Source organism: Paraburkholderia sp. AV2 (assembly GCF_054968425.1).
Map to the genome: position 1 here is coordinate 1 of NZ_JBANLK010000039.1, position 15377 is coordinate 15377.

12 protein-coding genes and 1 pseudogene are annotated in these 15377 nt (G+C 65.7%); 3 read left to right on the forward strand and 10 right to left on the reverse strand.

Annotation, left to right across the window (positions count from 1 at the left end; translation table 11 throughout):
- The first annotated feature begins 271 nt into the window (after positions 1-271).
- A complete protein-coding gene (phbB, locus tag V8683_RS23060) occupies positions 272-1015 on the forward strand; it encodes an acetoacetyl-CoA reductase (RefSeq protein WP_411191877.1) in 744 nt (247 codons plus the stop codon).
- A 398-nt stretch (positions 1016-1413) separates the two neighbouring features.
- On the opposite strand, the gene V8683_RS23065 is transcribed toward phbB, so the two are convergent.
- From V8683_RS23065 to V8683_RS23110, 10 genes and pseudogenes are all read right to left on the reverse strand, one after another.
- A complete protein-coding gene (locus V8683_RS23065) occupies positions 1414-2358 on the reverse strand; it encodes a DUF1571 domain-containing protein (RefSeq protein WP_411191876.1) in 945 nt (314 codons plus the stop codon).
- A 143-nt stretch (positions 2359-2501) separates the two neighbouring features.
- On the reverse strand, positions 2502-3539 hold the full coding sequence (locus V8683_RS23070) for an alpha/beta fold hydrolase (protein ID WP_411192534.1): 1038 nt from the start codon (positions 3537-3539) through the stop codon (positions 2502-2504).
- Between the two features lie 99 nt (positions 3540-3638).
- A complete protein-coding gene (locus V8683_RS23075; RefSeq protein WP_411191875.1) occupies positions 3639-4586 on the reverse strand; it encodes an alpha/beta fold hydrolase in 948 nt (315 codons plus the stop codon).
- Positions 4583-5482, reverse strand: coding sequence for a metal-dependent hydrolase (locus V8683_RS23080; protein ID WP_411191874.1), 900 nt, complete (start codon positions 5480-5482; stop codon positions 4583-4585). The genes V8683_RS23075 and V8683_RS23080 overlap by 4 nt, the downstream gene beginning before the upstream one ends.
- A pseudogene (locus tag V8683_RS23085) lies at positions 5427-6405 on the reverse strand (SDR family NAD(P)-dependent oxidoreductase). The gene V8683_RS23080 and the pseudogene V8683_RS23085 overlap by 56 nt, the downstream one beginning before the upstream one ends.
- A 50-nt stretch (positions 6406-6455) precedes the next feature.
- Positions 6456-8033 (reverse strand): flavin-containing monooxygenase, encoded by a 1578-nt coding sequence (locus V8683_RS23090; protein WP_411191873.1) that lies wholly within the window; start codon positions 8031-8033, stop codon positions 6456-6458.
- A gap of 240 nt (positions 8034-8273) precedes the next feature.
- A complete protein-coding gene (locus V8683_RS23095; protein WP_411191872.1) occupies positions 8274-9215 on the reverse strand; it encodes a MerR family transcriptional regulator in 942 nt (313 codons plus the stop codon).
- A 106-nt stretch (positions 9216-9321) separates the two neighbouring features.
- Positions 9322-10146: an OmpW/AlkL family protein gene (locus V8683_RS23100; RefSeq protein ID WP_411191871.1), complete on the reverse strand. Its 825-nt coding sequence runs from the start codon at positions 10144-10146 to the stop codon at positions 9322-9324.
- Positions 10147-10336: 190 nt separating this feature from the next.
- Positions 10337-11602, reverse strand: a complete 1266-nt coding sequence (locus V8683_RS23105; protein WP_411191870.1) for a DUF2957 domain-containing protein — start codon at positions 11600-11602, stop codon at positions 10337-10339.
- A gap of 102 nt (positions 11603-11704) precedes the next feature.
- Entirely contained in the window at positions 11705-13081 is a 1377-nt protein-coding gene (locus tag V8683_RS23110) for a DUF2957 domain-containing protein (RefSeq protein WP_411191869.1), read from the reverse strand.
- 311 nt (positions 13082-13392) lie between these two features.
- Here V8683_RS23110 and V8683_RS23115 point away from each other — a divergent pair, with 311 nt between their 5' ends.
- Together V8683_RS23115 and V8683_RS23120 are read left to right on the forward strand one after the other, a co-directional pair.
- Positions 13393-13854 carry a DUF4440 domain-containing protein gene (locus V8683_RS23115; RefSeq protein WP_411191868.1) on the forward strand — a complete coding sequence of 154 codons (462 nt, stop codon included), beginning with the start codon at positions 13393-13395 and terminating at the stop codon, positions 13852-13854.
- A gap of 447 nt (positions 13855-14301) precedes the next feature.
- A complete protein-coding gene (locus V8683_RS23120; RefSeq protein WP_411191867.1) occupies positions 14302-15321 on the forward strand; it encodes a hypothetical protein in 1020 nt (339 codons plus the stop codon).
- The last annotated feature ends 56 nt before the right edge of the window (positions 15322-15377 follow it).

Below are 15377 nucleotides of genomic sequence, written 5' to 3' on the forward strand. Positions count from 1 at the left end.
ATGCGAAGAAGGGCCTGGCGTCGCTGTGCATCGGCGGCGGCATGGGCGTGGCGCTTGCGGTCGAGCGCGGCTGACCTCTCTACGAAGTATCAGGGCCGCCCGCGCGGGTGGCCCTAACCGATTCGCGCCATATCAGATTCCAACCAGAAGTCGCGCGATGGTTCGCGTGCCTTCCTCGCCTCACGGCGAGGAAGGCACGGCGGTGATGTACGTGGCGTATCCGGACCAGATGCCACGTTGTTTTTACGCTTTACTCTCGCGGATATACAGGATGACTAATCGTATTGCTTTGGTAACGGGTGGTATGGGCGGCCTCGGAGAGGCGATCAGCGTCAGGCTGCACGACGCGGGCTACCGGGTCGTCGTCACGCACTCGCCGGAGAACGCCGGCGCTGCGGACTGGCTGGAGCGGATGAAATCGACGGATCGCGAGTTCTACGCCTATCCCGTGGACGTTGCCGATCACGACTCGTGCCAGGAAGGTGCCGAGAAGATCCAGTGCGATGTCGGCCCCGTCGACATCCTCGTCAATAACGCCGGCATTACGCGGGACATGACGTTTCGCAAGCTCGACAAGGTGAACTGGGACGCGGTGGTCCGCACCAATCTCGATTCCGTTTTCAACATGTCGAAGCCGCTGTGCGAGAGCATGGTGGAGCGCGGCTGGGGCCGCATCGTCAATATTTCGTCGGTGAACGGCTCCAAGGGCTCGATCGGGCAGACCAACTATGCCGCGGCCAAAGCGGGCATGCACGGCTTCACCAAGTCGCTGGCCCTGGAAGTGGCGCGCAAGGGGGTGACGGTGAACACCATTTCGCCTGGCTATCTCGCCACGAAGATGGTCACGGCGATACCCCAGGAGGTGCTCGATACGAAGATCCTGCCGCAGATTCCGGTCGGCCGCCTCGGCCAGCCCGACGAGATCGCGGCGCTCGTGCTCTTCCTGTGCTCGGAAGAGGCGGGCTTCGTGACTGGCGCGAATATCCCGATCAACGGCGGCCAGCATATGCAGTGAAAGGGCGGTGAGAACCGGTGGCGCATCGACATACGCCATCGGCCGAAAGGTGAGGTTTTCCGGGAGCGACGGAGCGCGTTGCACGATTCGTACGGTGTGCGACGAGGCTCGATGAGCCTCACCTTGGCTCGCTTGCAGGCAAAAACGGCAAAAGTGAGTAGTTCCAGGAGACCGTTTTGCACCTTTTGCGGCTTAAACGTGAGTCTCTTCGATCTACCAGGTTCACCTGAAGGTTCGTGTCCGCCTGTCGAGCACCTGGAAGCTCCTGGAAATCCTCACCTTTTCGCCGATCGGCACTTGCGCGGCCGATAACAGGCGGCTTACTTCCCGAAAAGCCTCACCTTTGCGTTCGTGGCGCCTGTGCGATACCGCAATACTGCGACACCGCACGCGCCTGATCAGAACTTGTAGTCGGGATTCTTCGGATCGAATACGTCGGCGTCGAAGGTTTTCGGCTCGATCTTGTCGATCACGATCCGCTCGAACATCTGGCCGCTGTCGTCGTATGCCTCGACCGTGCGGAAGTACGGGTGTCGCAAGTCGAGGCCGAGCGTCTGCTTCTTCGCGTAGTACTGCGGTTTGCCGGCGGGCGAAACATAGGTGAGCGCGACCACGCGCACACCGTTCATGACCTTGACCTCTACCTGTGGCGTGTAAGGCGCGCCCACTGCCACGTACTTCTTCGCATCGGTCATGAACTGGTTCGTGATGAACTCGGTGCCGAGGTCGGTGATCTTGTGGTTCGACTGCGAGCGCGCGAGCGTGCCGTCGAGCGCCGTCCACATCGGCATGACGCCGAGCAGGCCGCCGAGGTGGCCATACATTTCGTCGCTGCGTTTCGACGCGTCGTAGATCACTTCCTCACCCGAGTGGTCGCCGTCGGGCAGCCACTTTGCGTAGATACGCAGTGGATCGTGTTCGAGCTTGACGACCATGTGCGCGGGCCGGCTGGGCCACTTGCCGTTCAATCGCTCCCAGCGCCACAGTTCGAATTCATACGACGGATAACCCGAAGGACCGAGCTTGATCAGCGTGGGCACCACGAGCGGGTCGAGCGACTGGAAGAGCGCGGTGAGCTGCGCGTCGTCCATCTTCTCCAGCGCGTCGCTCTTCTGCGCATGCTGAAGCCAGCGCACCTGATCTTCAACGGGCAGCTTGCCGACCTGCGAGGGCGCCGTTGCCGTGACTGCCGTTTGCGCGGCGCCGGTGTCGTCGCCGCTCGGGGCGGCAGCCGCGCCGCCTTGTGCGAATGCCAGCGCCGACGCAAGCGCGAGTGTTGCGCATGCCAGAGGTCGTGCGAAACGCGCGCTCGGGCGCCGCGCCTGAAGTTGATCGCTTTTCATGTGAGTTGTCTCCCTTTATAGAATGATGGGCGAGACCGTCATTCAGGTCTCGCCGGGTGCGCGCCGCTGTCCTTGAGCTGATGCGCGAGCTCGCGCGGCGTATAGAACGGATTGACGTTGACGACCACGAAGGGTAGAGGGGCTCAGGCACGCCGTAGCGGCATGGCCGCGCCTTCGGCCGGATCGGCGGCGCGTACGGGATCAACGGCGCGCTCAATGGCGTTGCTAACTGCCCCGTGTTTCGTCGAACCTGACATGACGGCCCGCAGCCACTCTGTGGTTGCCTGCGGTGCGGTGACGGGCAGCATGTGCCCGCCCTCCACCACCTTCAGCGCAACCCGCTTCGAACGCCGCCGCAGCGCGTCGCCATGGCGGATCCAGTTGAGCACGATGTCGTCGCGGCCGAACAGTACGTCCGTGTCCACCTCCAGTTGCGCATAGCGTTGCTCCATCTCGGCCAGGTCGCGGGCCTTCTCGACGGCGGCGAGGTCCTCCGATGCGCCGAGGAACCCTTGAGGCCGCAGGCTCAGCATGCCGCCGCCACGCCGGGGAAAATCGGGTGGCACGGCTTCGGGCGCGAAGACCTGCTTGAGCACGGCCGAACTGGTGGCGAGCGCAACGGGCGTGGCCAGCGTGCGCGCCACGAGGCGGCGCACGAAGGCCGAGCGGATGACGAGCGCGCGGAACGCCTTCGGCACTTCGGTCTGGGCATGGGTGAGCGGGGCGATCAGCGCGAGCCGCGAGACCGCCCGCGGATGATTGAGCGCGACCGCGAGCGCAATCGCGCCGCCCAGCGAATGCCCGACCAGCACGGGTTTCTCGAGCCCGAGCGCCTTGAAGAAACGCACGAGGGTTTCCGCCTGGGCGTAGACGTTCGCGGCCGACTGCGCGCCGCGCGTCGAGTAGCCGGTGCCGGGGCGGTCGATGAGAATCACGCGGTGATGGCGCGCGAACTCGTCGATGGGCAGCCAGGCGAAGTTGCGCATCTGCCCGCTCAGGCCGTGGACGAAAACGATCGGGGGTCCTTCGCCGCGCTCGACGTAATGAATGCGGTCGCCGCCGATGTCGATGAGCTGGCCGTCCATCGGTACGGCCGCTTCGATGCGGCGCGCGGTACGCCGCGAGAAGGTGGAGAGCGCGGCGCCTGCGATGGCGACGGCGGCTACGGCTGCGGAGAGCATGGCGATGTCGTTCACCGGCTGACCTCTTGTCTCTGGATAGGTGATGAGTCGGTCGAGGGGACGCAGGGTCCCCTCGCCGCTTTTTCGTTGTGGTTTCTCTCAGGTTCCTTCGGGTAATGCGTTTGCGGCGGCCTCCACGGCGGGCGGTGTTGCGCGCGACGACGCCTCGTTTGCCACCCACGCCGCGAAGCTGTCGATACGGGCCGCGATGAGCGGTGCGTCGCGCACGACGGTCCAGTGCGTCGAAGCGATCACCTCGCGCCGGTAGCGTCCAAGCCAGCGGTCGAGCCCTTCGGAGAGCGCGGGCGTGACATAGCGGTCGAAACGCGGCACGAGGAACTGCACCGGCGTGCGCGTGCTGCGCTCTCGCGGGCGCCGCGCGCGAGCGAGGAAGTTCGCCCGATACAGCTTCAGCCCATTCAGGCCATTGCGCAACTGTTGCGGGTCGCGCGCGGCGCGCACGCGTTCGGTCTTCCAGAGCCACCACGGCCATAGCCGTGCGCCGCCCGCGCGCCAGACGAGTTCGGGCACGAGCGGTAGATGGAAGAACGCGATGTACCACGATTTCAGCGTTTGCCGCAGATCGAGCGGTGCACGAAAGACGTGATCGAGACACGGCCCCGAGATCGAGGTATACGACGCGAGCCGCGCGGCGTTCGCCGGATCGGTGACGGCTTCCCAGCACTGGATCGATCCCCAGTCGTGTCCGACCAGATGGAACGGCCGCGCGCCGCAGGCGGCATCGGCAACCGCCATGAGGTCGCGTGCCAGTTGCGCGAGCCGGTACGCGTGGCGGCCGCGCGGCGCGTCGGAGGCGCCCGCGCCGCGCACGTCGTACGCGATCACGCGGTAGCGTGTTTCCAGCTCGCGGCGCAGCAGCGTCCAGACGGCCGCCGAGTCGGGGTAGCCGTGCACGAGGATCACGGGCGGCGCGCCGACGGGGCCGCTCGCGTAGACCGCGAGCCGCGCGTCGTCGGACTGCACCATGAAGGTTTCAGGCGCGGTTTCAAGCGCGGTCTCGCACGCGGGGCGCATGGCGTCGCTCATGCGGGCTTCGCGTTCGCGGCCGGATGCAGGGGCACGCGGCGCGGCGCGGCCTTCGCGGCATATTGCGCGTTGGTCGCGTCGATCTGCGCGATCAGGCCGTCGATGCGTGCGAGATGGCGCCGGTTGTCCTGATCCCACGGATGGAAGCCCGGCTTGAAAAAGCGCAGCCATTCCAGCGCAATGCCGGGAAACACGCCATGACGCGGACCGTAGAGAAACTGGATGAGGCGCCACTTGCCGGTCACTTTCCCCTGGCGGCGGCCATGCGCGCGCATCAGCGCCATGTGGTAGTCGAACACGATGACCCAGAACAGCACCGTGGTCGCGAGCATCGTGCCCGTGCGCATCAGATAGCGTTTCAGGCCCGGTGGGATCGAAGCATTCCAGACGTCGAACGAGACGGCCTTGTGCTCGGTTTCTTCGAGCGCGTGCCACAGCCACATCTGCTTGTAGCCTTCCACCGAACCTTCGATGTTGCGCGCCGTCCTGGTGAGCAGCAGGTCGGCGAGCATGGCCGTGTAGTGTTCGAGCGCCACCGTCTGCGCGAGTTGCAGCGAAGGCGGCAGCACCTTGCGGCCGAAGTTCAGGATGGCCCACAGGCGCTTGTCGAGCTTGTGGGCGGGCAGGCCCGCGGCCTGCAGCAGATCGTTGTACTCGATGTGCTCGCGCGTGTGCATGGCCTCCTGGCCGATGAAGCCCAGCACCTGCTTCTTGAGATCCGGGTCGGCGATGCCGTCGCGGTAATGTCGCACGGCGTCCATGAAAAAGCGCTCGCCCGCGGGAAAGAGGAGCGAAAGCGCGTTGAAGAAGTGGGTGACTGCCACGCCCTGGGCGTGCCAGTCACAGGCCCGGTCGGGCGGTAGTGCGAAGCGTATGTCGCGCCGTATCGGCATCATGATGTTTTCTCCCTGATTGGCCTGCGTCGTTATGCGTTCCGGTTGCGCGCCATGCCCGCGCGGCCGGCTCTACGCCGAGCCTTCGCGGCCTCGCGGCGCGCGCTCACCACCACCAGCGCCTGGTACGCCGCGGGCAGCGTGCGCGCGAGCCAGTCGGCGGCGCGCGCGTCGCGCCCGATCAGCACGCGCCGGCTGTTGCGGCGCACGCCGCGCAGGATGGCGCGCGCGGCGTCCTCGGCGGTCGTGATGAAGAATTTTTCGAAGTCGTCCTTACCTTGCTGCTCGCTCGCCACCATGAAGCCCACCATGTTCGACGCGATGCGGCTCGACTGCGCGATGTTCGTGCGGATGCCGCCCGGGTGCACGCAGGTGGCGGAGACGCCGCACCGCATCATGTCGAGTTCCTGGCGCAGCGATTCGGTGAAGCCGCGCACTGCGTACTTGGTGGCGTTGTAGGCGCTCATGCCGGGCTGCGCGAAGATGCCGAAAATGCTCGACGTATTGACGATGTGGCCTTCGCCCGCGGCTTTCAGGTGCGGCAGGAAGGCCTTGGTGCCATGCACGACGCCCCAGAAGTTGATGTTCACGATCCATTCGAGGTCGGTGTAGGCCATGCCTTCGATCGTGCTGGAGAGCGCGACGCCGGCGTTGTTGAAGACGAGGTTCACGTGGCCGTGCGCGGTGGCGGTCTCGTCGGCCCAGGCGTACACCGCCTCGCGGTCGGCCACGTCGAGCACGCGCGTCGTCACGCGCACCGCGGGGGCAAGTGTGCGCACGATGCGTTCGGTCTCCGCGAGACCCGTGGCGTTGCGGTCGGCGAGCGAGAGATGGCAGCCGGCCTCGGCTAGTTGCACGGCGAGCGCGCGGCCCATGCCCGAGCCGGCTCCGGTGATGGCGGCGACCTTGTTGTCGAAGTGTTTCATGCAGGGTTCCTCGTGCGGATGCGCGCTGTTTCAGACGGGTTCGGAGCGTCTCAAGCCGGCTCGGTGGATTGCGTCGCGATGGCGATGGGCGTGGCGGCGGGTTCAGGCTGCCGCACGCGGTACACCTGGTAGTCGGCGAGCGAGAAGTGCGCCGTCGCCTGCCGGAAGCGCCACGTGAAGCCCGGCCACAGCGTGGTGTTCTTGCCGTTGCGCGGATCGAGATACCAGCTCTTGCAGCCGCCCACCGACCAGATCGCGCGATCGAGCTTCTTCTGGAGGCGTGCGTTGTAGCGGGATTCGACGTAAGGGCGCACCTCGATGGCGTCGGCGCCGTCGCGGCGCATGGCGTTCAGCGCGCCGAGGATGTACTCGATCTGCGACTCGATCATGAACACCATCGAGTTGTGACCGAGACCCGTGTTCGGGCCGACGATCATGAAAAAGTTGGGATAACCAGGCAAGGACGTGCCGAGGTACGCATGCGCGCCGTTGCGCCAGGTCTCGACGATATCCACGCCGCCACGGCCTACGACGGTTCCGGGCGGGAACGGATCCGCCACCTGGAAACCGGTGCCGTAGATGAGGCAGTCCACCTCGTGATGGACGCCGTCGGCGGTGACGACGCCCGTGGTGTCCACGCGCTCGATGGCGGTCGTCACGACGCTCACGTTCTCGCGCGAGAGCGCCGGATAGTAGTCGTTCGAGATCAGCACGCGCTTGCAGCCGATCGTGTAGTCGGGCGTAACGGCCGCGCGCAGCGCGGGGTCCGGCACCTGGTGGCGGATATGGCGCAGCGCGAGCTTTTGCACGTTCTTCATCAGCGAAGGATGGATCGCGAAGCCCAGCACGCGCGATTCGAGCATCCAGTAGAGGCTCGCGCGCGCGAGCTTCTGCGTGAAGGGCAGCGTGCGGAACATCCACCGCTCGAACCTGGAAAGCGCGCGGTCGGGCTTGGGCATGATCCAGGGCGGGGTGCGCTGGAAGAGCGCGAGGCCAGCCACGCGCGGGGCGATCTGCGGCACGAACTGGATTGCGCTGGCGCCGGTGCCGATCACGGCAACACGCTTGCCGTCGAGTGCGTAGTCGTGGTCCCAGTGCTGCGAATGGAACGCTTTGCCCGCGAACGTTTCGACGCCGGGAATGTCGGGCAGGGCCGCGCGCGAGAGGCCGCCCATGCCGGAGATCAGCACGCGCGCGGCGAGCCGCTTGCCGTTGGCGAACGCGAGGCGCCAGCAGTGCGCGCTTTCGTCATAGGTGGCGCTCGCGAGTTCGTGCCCGAAGCGCAGGTAGGGCGCGAGGCGAAAGCGGTTCACGCAGTGATCGAGATACGCGCGGATTTCCGGCTGCGGCGCGAACATGCGCGTCCAGAGCGGGTTGGGTGCGAAGGAGAACGAATAGACGTGCGATTGCACGTCGCATGCGCAACCGGGGTAATGGTTGTCGCGCCAGGTGCCGCCCGCCGAGTCGGCCTTCTCGAACACGGCAAAGCGCGTGTTGCCGGTTTGCAGCAGACGGATCGCCATGCCGAGGCCGGCGAAGCCGGTGCCGATGATGGCGATGTCGATGTCGATGACCCCTCCAGCGGGGCCATTGCCTGCCGGGTTGAAAGACCGGGTGCGTGCGTTCATCCGGAGCGTCTCCCTATGGTTCATTTTTAACTGTGACATTGATGGATGTAAACATAGGGCGGTTCGGGCCGGAACGCAAGTGTCTAGATGTGGCGCTCTAGGGGAAGCGTATGGTCGGGGGAAAAGACGGCGCGCAGCGCAGAACCCCCATCCGGCGGGGTGTTCGGGCGTTCTGGCAGAACCGCGCGAGGGCTCGCGCGGCTAAAGATATGAGGAAAGAGAGGGGCGTGGGCGGCGCGCCTAGGTGGTGCCCGACCTGCGCGTCGTGCGGATCGGCTTGGCCGCGGGCCGCGGCGTCTTGCGGGCCGGGGCGAGCGCAACGGGGGCCTTCTTCGCCGCTGTCTTGCGCGCGGCGCGCGGCGCTTCCTGCGCCTGCGGCTCTTTTGCCGCTTGCCCGCCGAGCGTCTTGTCGAGGATCGTCGCCACCCGGCCGCCCAGGTAGTTGCTCGACTGTTCCTCCAGCGCGCGCAGGATCTCGTTCTCGACGAACACGCTGGAGAGCGGCCGCAGCCGCCAGATCGCGTCGACGAGTGCCGGCATGTCGGTGGCCGGGGGCAGCGCGCCCGCGTCGTAGCGGTCCAGATGCCGCACGACCATCTCGACGAGCAGCTTCGCGATGGCGTCGAAGTGCGGCCTCGCCTCTTCCAGCACCTTCAGCAGATCGCGCGCGGGGATGCCTTCGCGTACCGTTGCCGCCGCGGCGTCGAGCACGGCCGGATTGCGCGCGACGAACGAGAGCCCGCGCCGCTCCAGCAGCCCCAGTTCCCCGAGCCGCGTGAGCTGGCCCGGCGCCTGCGGCCCGAACATCTTGACGAGCTGGCGGATCGTAAAGGTCTTCGGCCGCGCGCTGGTCCAGCGCCCGCCAATCGCGTTTTCGAGGCCGAGGATCGAGCGCAGGTCGCCGCCGTCGTCGATGGCCTTGATGAGATCCTGAATGTTCGAGAGCGTGTAGCCGCGCGCGAGCAGATGATTGATGAGCTTCAGCCGCGCGACGTGCGAATCGTTGTAGATGCCCACGCGGCCGCGCTTCTCGGGCGGCATGAGCAGATCCCGGTCCTGGTAGGCGCGCACGTTGCGCACCGTGGTCGCGGCCACGCGTGCGAGTTCGTCGACCGTGTATTCGTTCTCGGTCGCGCGTTCGGGCCTGGCTTCGGCGCTGGAAGTTGGGGGCGATTTCGGCATGCGTCGATTTTAACGCGAGCCGATCGACCGGCGCGAGAAGGGCGCGCGGCAATAGCATGCATAGCGTGCGCTCGCCCACGGTCGCGCGGCGGATCATGACCGCATGTCAGAAGCGGTAAGAGACGGCAAGGAACGAGATGATCGGGTCTGCGGAAAGATCCGATTTGCTCACGGCGAGTTCGGTGCCGTCCGCGGCCTTTACGATTACCGACGAGGTGGTCTTCAGCGGAATGTACGTGATCGAGGCGACGAGGCCGAGATGCGCCGTGATGTTGTATTCCGCGCCGGCGTTGAACACCGGCTGCCACGACGCCGACGCTTTCGCGCTCACCTGCGTCGGTCCCGGCTTGCCGGCGCCGGCGGCGAGCACGGAGCCGAGGTCGTTCTGCGTGGCGCTCACGAAGTTCGGATTGAGCTGGACGTCCGAGAACCAGTTGTACGACACGCCGATGCCCACGAACGGCCGGAATTTCGCGTCGGCGTCGCGGAAGTAGTACTGGAAGAGCAGCGCCGGGCTCCACTGGCGTACGCTCGTGACGATCGGGTTGGCCGCGGGATCGGAAAGGTTCTGGCTGCCGAGCGCGCCCGCCGGGCCCGGTGGCTTGATCGTGCCGTGGCCGTAGAGCTTGAACGTGGGCGGCACGCCGGCCACGGTCGTGATCGCGATGTGGTCGGTCAGGAAGTGGCTGAAAGTGAGGCCGACCGTGTCCGCGTTCGTGGTCGAGAGGCCCGTGCCCGGCGACGTGAAGCTGTTCGGCAGGCGCAACGGCGTGTTGATCGGCACGGGCGCGACGTTGGTCGTGAGCGGCGTGCTCGATCCTTGCGGCGCCACATGGAACCAGCCCAGCACGGCCACGTTGTCTCCCGCCTGCTGCGCGTGAGCGCTCATGGAAAGTCCGGCGGTCAGCGCCGCCATGACGATGCGTCTCATTCTTTCCTCCCAGGTTCGGGTATGCCTGCCCGCGCGCGGCATCCGGCGGCTTCCGGCTTCTTCACCGGCCTGCCGGTCCCTGCGCGCCTTCCGGTTCGGCCACCGCGTTGCGCGGCGGTCGTCGGGCGGCTACCTCATCAGCACGGACCCCGGAGCATCGGGGTCTCTTCTGTACTGCTTATTGAACGAATTATTGAACGAATGCGCCGACCGTGAAGTACGGCGCAGACGGGGTGCTCATGTCGAGGAAACCGAACACGCCGACCGTGAAGATCATCTTGCCGGTGGGCGTCGAGCCGGTCGAGGCGCCGACATGCGTGGTGGTCACGACGCCGGGCACGGTTTCCGTGAAGCTGAGATCGAGTGCCGTGGCGAGCGCCGCCTGCGAAGCATTGAACGGGTCGAGCAGCGTGGCCTCGGTGCCTTCGAGCGCCGTGGTGCGATAGTCGAACTGGCTGTCCACGCCGATGTATTCGCCGTCCTGCGAGTCCACCGCGACGGCCGCCTGCGGCGCGAGCACCGAAATGCCGGACTCGTCGTCGGCGACCGGGCCCGTTGCGCCGCTTTGCGGATCGGTGCCGATGTACGGATACGCTACGCCCCGGCGCACGAGCACCGGCACGAGCTGGCCGCGCAGCTTGCCGACGATCATGAAGCCTTTCGCGGCCGGTTGCCCCGTGACGAGCGTCGGCTTGGCCTGGCCGAGGAAGTGGTCGGTCTCGAATGCGCCGCTGCCGTCGGCCGATTGCGCGAGGTTCGTGCCGGGCTGCTGGCACGTGCCGGCGTTGATGCCGGTGTTGTCGCACTCGGTCCAACTGCCATCCGCGTTGATCGTGATCTTGGCGTCGACGGGCACCGGCAGGAAGTTCTGCGAGGGCACCTGGTGATAGCCGAGCTGGTTCCAGACGCCCGCGACGTCGGCAATGTTGGTATCGATCGACGAGAAGCCGATGAACGGGTAGTACGGGAACGTCGTTTCAGGCACGACGCCTACGCCGCCCGTGCCCGCATAGGCGATCTCGGCGCCGGGAATCGTACCGCCCGCCACGCCCTCGCCGATGAACACGCGCGCAAGCCGGGTGGGGTCGAGGCTCGCGCCGTTGAGCTGGTAGGCGCACTGGTTGAGCTTCTGCGTGGGCAGCCCGGTTTCCTGGGTGAGCGTGCCCGTGGCGACCTGGCCCTGACGCGTGGGCGTGACCGTGCCGGTGGTTTGCGGGATCGGCGACTCGACGTAGGTGATCTGCCAGGTCATTTTGGTCGTGTCGAGCTGCAGCTTCACGAGTTCGCCGTCGCCGCCGCCGCCGGTATAGACCGTGCCGTAGTCGAGCGTGGTGGGGCACAACGCGGCCGCCACCGGCGCCGGGCTGCTGCTGCCGCCGCCACCGCCGCCACCGCCGCCGCACGCGGCGAAGAGCGGTGCCGAGATGATAAGCGCCGCAAAAAGCTTCTTGTTCATACTGCTTCTCCGGATCGTTTTTTGTGTCCGGGACCGGCTCCCCTCCGGCCGGTCCTCTCCCTGGTCCTGCTCGGTCAGTTGTTTAGCAAGCCGAAGCGCATGCTATTGCGGCTGAATCAGCGCACCCACGCCGAAATAGGGCGAATTCTGGGTGGTGCTGTTCGCCGAGGTCGGCGTGACGCCGCCGTTCTCCTCGCCGTTGATGAAAACGCCGTAGAGGCCGCCCACGGCAATGAGACTGCCCGCGTTGCCCTGCGAGTCCGTCACGCCGATCAGGCCCGGATGCGTCTGGGTGTAGTCGAGCGCGAAGGTGCTTTCGGTCGTCATCGTCGAAGGCTTGAGGAAGCCGCCTTGCTGATCGTTGATGAGCGCCGCCGTGTAGGCGAAGTTCGAATCGGCGCCGATGTAGCTGCCGTTGAACGCGCCCGACGTGAGCGCCGTGGCGGGCGCGAGCAGCGCAATGCCCGATTCGTCGTCGATCTGCGGGATGAGGTTGGTGACGCTGATTTCCGCCACGTGGCCCGTGCGGACGACGACCGGCACGATAGCCCCGTTCAGCTTGCCGAGAATGAGGTGCGCGCTTGCCGTGGGGCTGCCGAACAGGGCGTTGGACGGCGTTTCGATCTGCGGGGCGTCGGTGCTCGTGAAGTAGCTGCCGTTCGGGTCGGCCGCCCACGTATTCGAGGCAGTCTCGCAACTCGTGTTGGTCGCGCCGCTCGGCACACTGCAGTTTCCGCTGCCGTTGTAGGACTCCTGAACAACTTTGGCCGCGGCGGCGAATTTACTCGACGGCACGATGTGATAGAGCAGCGCGTTATACGAGCCCGCGAGATCGGTAATGCTCGTGCTGACCGTGGAAAAGCCGATGAACGGATAGAAGTCGAAGGTACGCGCAGGCTGGTTCGGGAACAGCAGATTTGCCTGGGAATCCCCATCGATATCGACCGTTGCGCCCGGTATGCCGCCGCCCGCCACGCCGAAGCCGACATAGATGGTGGGCGGATTCTGGGCGTTGTACGCGGTCGTATAGCTCGCGCCGTTAAGCGTGCCGGTGCCGGCCTGGAGCTGGAACGCGCAGGCGATCTGCGAAGCCGAGGGGAGCGAGCCCGAAGGCGGATGCTGCACGGCGCCCGTGATCGTGAGCCCGGTGCGCGTGTTCTGCACCGAACTCGACGCGATTGGAATGGGTGACGCAAGCCACGTGAGCTTGTACGTCATGGTTGTCGGATTGATGCTGAGGCTCACGACTTCGCCGCTGCCGGCGCCGCCGAGATAGGTGTTGGCCGCGATCTGTGAATCCGTGGGGCACAAGGCCGTGGCGGCGGGCTGGCTCGTGGGCGGCCCTTGATTGGCGCACGTCGAGCCCGAGCATTGCGCGGGCGAGATGGGACCCGGGTTGCTCGCGTTGCCACCTCCGCACGCGAGCAGCAAAGGACTGGCGACCATGGCTAGCGCCACGCCGCGGATCTTATCCAACATGCGTTGCCTCCCTGTATCTAGTTATGCGAAAGAGAGTGAATCATGACATCAGCGGCTGTCAATTGAACGAACCGTCTAAATCCGGGCAGTCCGCCTGAACGGCTTGTCCTGTCTTGGTTTGCGAACGAGACACCGGGGTTTGTCCTGATGTGCCGAAGCGGTATCAAGGAGACCGAAGCGGCGCGCGGAGCAAACGGTGTTCCCGTGCGCACGGAACCGTGCGAATCGACAGCGGATTGAAAGAAGTTGCGCATTTAATTGAGAGACGCAGAGAGATGCGGTGCAACGTTGTTGGGCCTGCGGGAGCCATCATGCAAAACCTGATTGCAATATCGGCCATTGGACTGTGCGTGTTGCTGCCGTCGGCCACGGCATTCGGGCGAACCGACACGTGCAGGAAGGCCAGCGAGCAGGACATCGCTTCGCTGTTCGACCGCTGGAACGCATCGCTTCAGACGGGCGACCCGGACAAGGTCGTGGCGAACTACGCGACGCGCTCCATTCTGCTGCCGACGGTGTCGAACAAACCGCGGCTCACGCCGGAAACCAAACGGGACTATTTCGTCGTATTCCTGAAGAAGAAGCCGGTGGGCAAGATCGACTCTAGCTGGATCGAGATCGACTGCAATACGGCCATCGACGCCGGGCTCTATACGTTCACGTTCGGCGACGGGTCGATCGTGCATGCCCGATATACGTTCACGTACCGATGGAACGGCAAACGCTGGCTGATCACGAGTCATCATTCGTCGGCGATGCCCGAATCGCAATGACCAGCCTTGCGCGCGAATGGTGAGGATGTTCGGAGTGCGCTCGCTCACGGTCGGTGAGCTGGGGTGAGGACTTTCGGGAGCCGTTTGTGCGAGCGCACACCACTTCGCTCGATGCGGCTCACGTGAGAGCTGGCTCGCTTGTTACCGCGTTTCCGGATCTCCGAGGTGAGAATCTGCGGGAGCCACTTCTTCACTGCGGTGCGTTAGCGTTCATCAGAAGTGGAACGGTTAGGGGTTTTGTGGAGCCTGCGTCACCTTTGCCTGATCGTCTTAAAATTCGAAGGTGAGCTTGTTCGGGATCGGCCCGTCCGACCGCGATCGTCCGGCGATTCACGCTATAGTCATTCGTGCTGCGACGCAGCAGGCGCGTTGCGCGGTGGCCCGATTGCCCCGTGCCGGCGCGCCCGGTTCCAGGCCGCGCCGCGCGGCCCGCAACGGAGTCCTGAGATGGGCATTCTCGACCGGCTTTGGCATCCACGCGCCAAAGCGCCTCCCGTGACGCCGCAGATTCGCGCGCTGATCGAACGTTTGCTGGTGCTGAGCCCCTCGCTGAAACTGGCGGACGGTTTTCGCGAGCGCGTGATGCCCGCGCTGGCCTGCTCGGTCGACTACGTGAGCGGCATCGTGCGCGACTTGCCGCCGGCGCGCGAAGCCAGCGCGTCGAACTGGCTCGGCGACCCCTATATTCACGCGTTCTTCGCGGCGCCGGACGAAATCGGGCGTGTCCTGAGCCATTCGCCGGAACTGCACGCGTGGTTCAAGGCGCATCCGCTCGCGCACGAAACCTGGGCCGTGCTGAGCATGGCGATGACCGAGCGCCGCGTGCTCGGCGCGGAACAGGTGGGCGACACGGTGCATGCGGACGTCGCCCGGACGACGCTGAGTTTCGACGATCATCAGGTGCGCGTGTGCGGCGAAACGGAAAGCGATCTGCGCGACCAGATCGTACAGCGCGTCGTCGAGCAGATTGCGCTGGAGGGACTCGCGCAGATCAGCGCCGACGAGTCGCGCCGCGATGCGCTGGTGGAAGAGCGCGCGCTGCTGAAGACGCGCCTGCAACTGCTCAAGCGCCAGGGGGCGGGTACGCACCGGATGCTGGGCGTAGGCGAGGCCGGCGACGCTGCGGAATTCGTCAGGCTGGAGGCCGAAATCGCGGAGAACGAGCGGGCGCTGGGCGAACTCGGTTTGCGGACCGATGCGCTCGCGCGAGAACTCGACGTGATTTGCGATGTGCTCGATCATCCCGCGCAGCACACGCATGTCGAGATGAAGCGCGTGTGCCTGAATCCGATGAACGTAGTGATCGATGCCAGTGCGGCTGCGGACAGCGCCGGAATCGTGTTTCCGCTCGCGCGCCTGCCGGCCAGCCCGCAGGGCGAGCGTGCGTTTTCGCTCATTCGTTTTGCTCGCGTCGACCTCGTGCAGTCGCCCCCTGTGCTGAAGGAGAACCGCCATTTCGTGATCTGAGGTGAGCGTTTTCAGGAGGGTGAGCGCAAGCGCCAAGGCTATCGCACGCTGGCATA

Coding starts and splice junctions, on each gene's coding strand:
- V8683_RS23095 (WP_411191872.1), bottom strand. CDS start 9,215: ATGCCGAAATCGCCCCCAACTTCCAGCGCCGAAGCCAGGCCCGAACGC.
- V8683_RS23090 (WP_411191873.1), bottom strand. CDS start 8,033: ATGAACGCACGCACCCGGTCTTTCAACCCGGCAGGCAATGGCCCCGCT.
- V8683_RS23110 (WP_411191869.1), bottom strand. CDS start 13,081: ATGTTGGATAAGATCCGCGGCGTGGCGCTAGCCATGGTCGCCAGTCCT.
- V8683_RS23065 (WP_411191876.1), bottom strand. CDS start 2,358: ATGAAAAGCGATCAACTTCAGGCGCGGCGCCCGAGCGCGCGTTTCGCA.
- V8683_RS23120 (WP_411191867.1), top strand. CDS start 14,302: ATGGGCATTCTCGACCGGCTTTGGCATCCACGCGCCAAAGCGCCTCCC.
- V8683_RS23115 (WP_411191868.1), top strand. CDS start 13,393: ATGCAAAACCTGATTGCAATATCGGCCATTGGACTGTGCGTGTTGCTG.
- V8683_RS23100 (WP_411191871.1), bottom strand. CDS start 10,146: ATGAGACGCATCGTCATGGCGGCGCTGACCGCCGGACTTTCCATGAGC.
- V8683_RS23105 (WP_411191870.1), bottom strand. CDS start 11,602: ATGAACAAGAAGCTTTTTGCGGCGCTTATCATCTCGGCACCGCTCTTC.
- V8683_RS23075 (WP_411191875.1), bottom strand. CDS start 4,586: ATGAGCGACGCCATGCGCCCCGCGTGCGAGACCGCGCTTGAAACCGCG.
- phbB (WP_411191877.1), top strand. CDS start 272: ATGACTAATCGTATTGCTTTGGTAACGGGTGGTATGGGCGGCCTCGGA.
- V8683_RS23080 (WP_411191874.1), bottom strand. CDS start 5,482: ATGATGCCGATACGGCGCGACATACGCTTCGCACTACCGCCCGACCGG.
- V8683_RS23070 (WP_411192534.1), bottom strand. CDS start 3,539: ATGCTCTCCGCAGCCGTAGCCGCCGTCGCCATCGCAGGCGCCGCGCTC.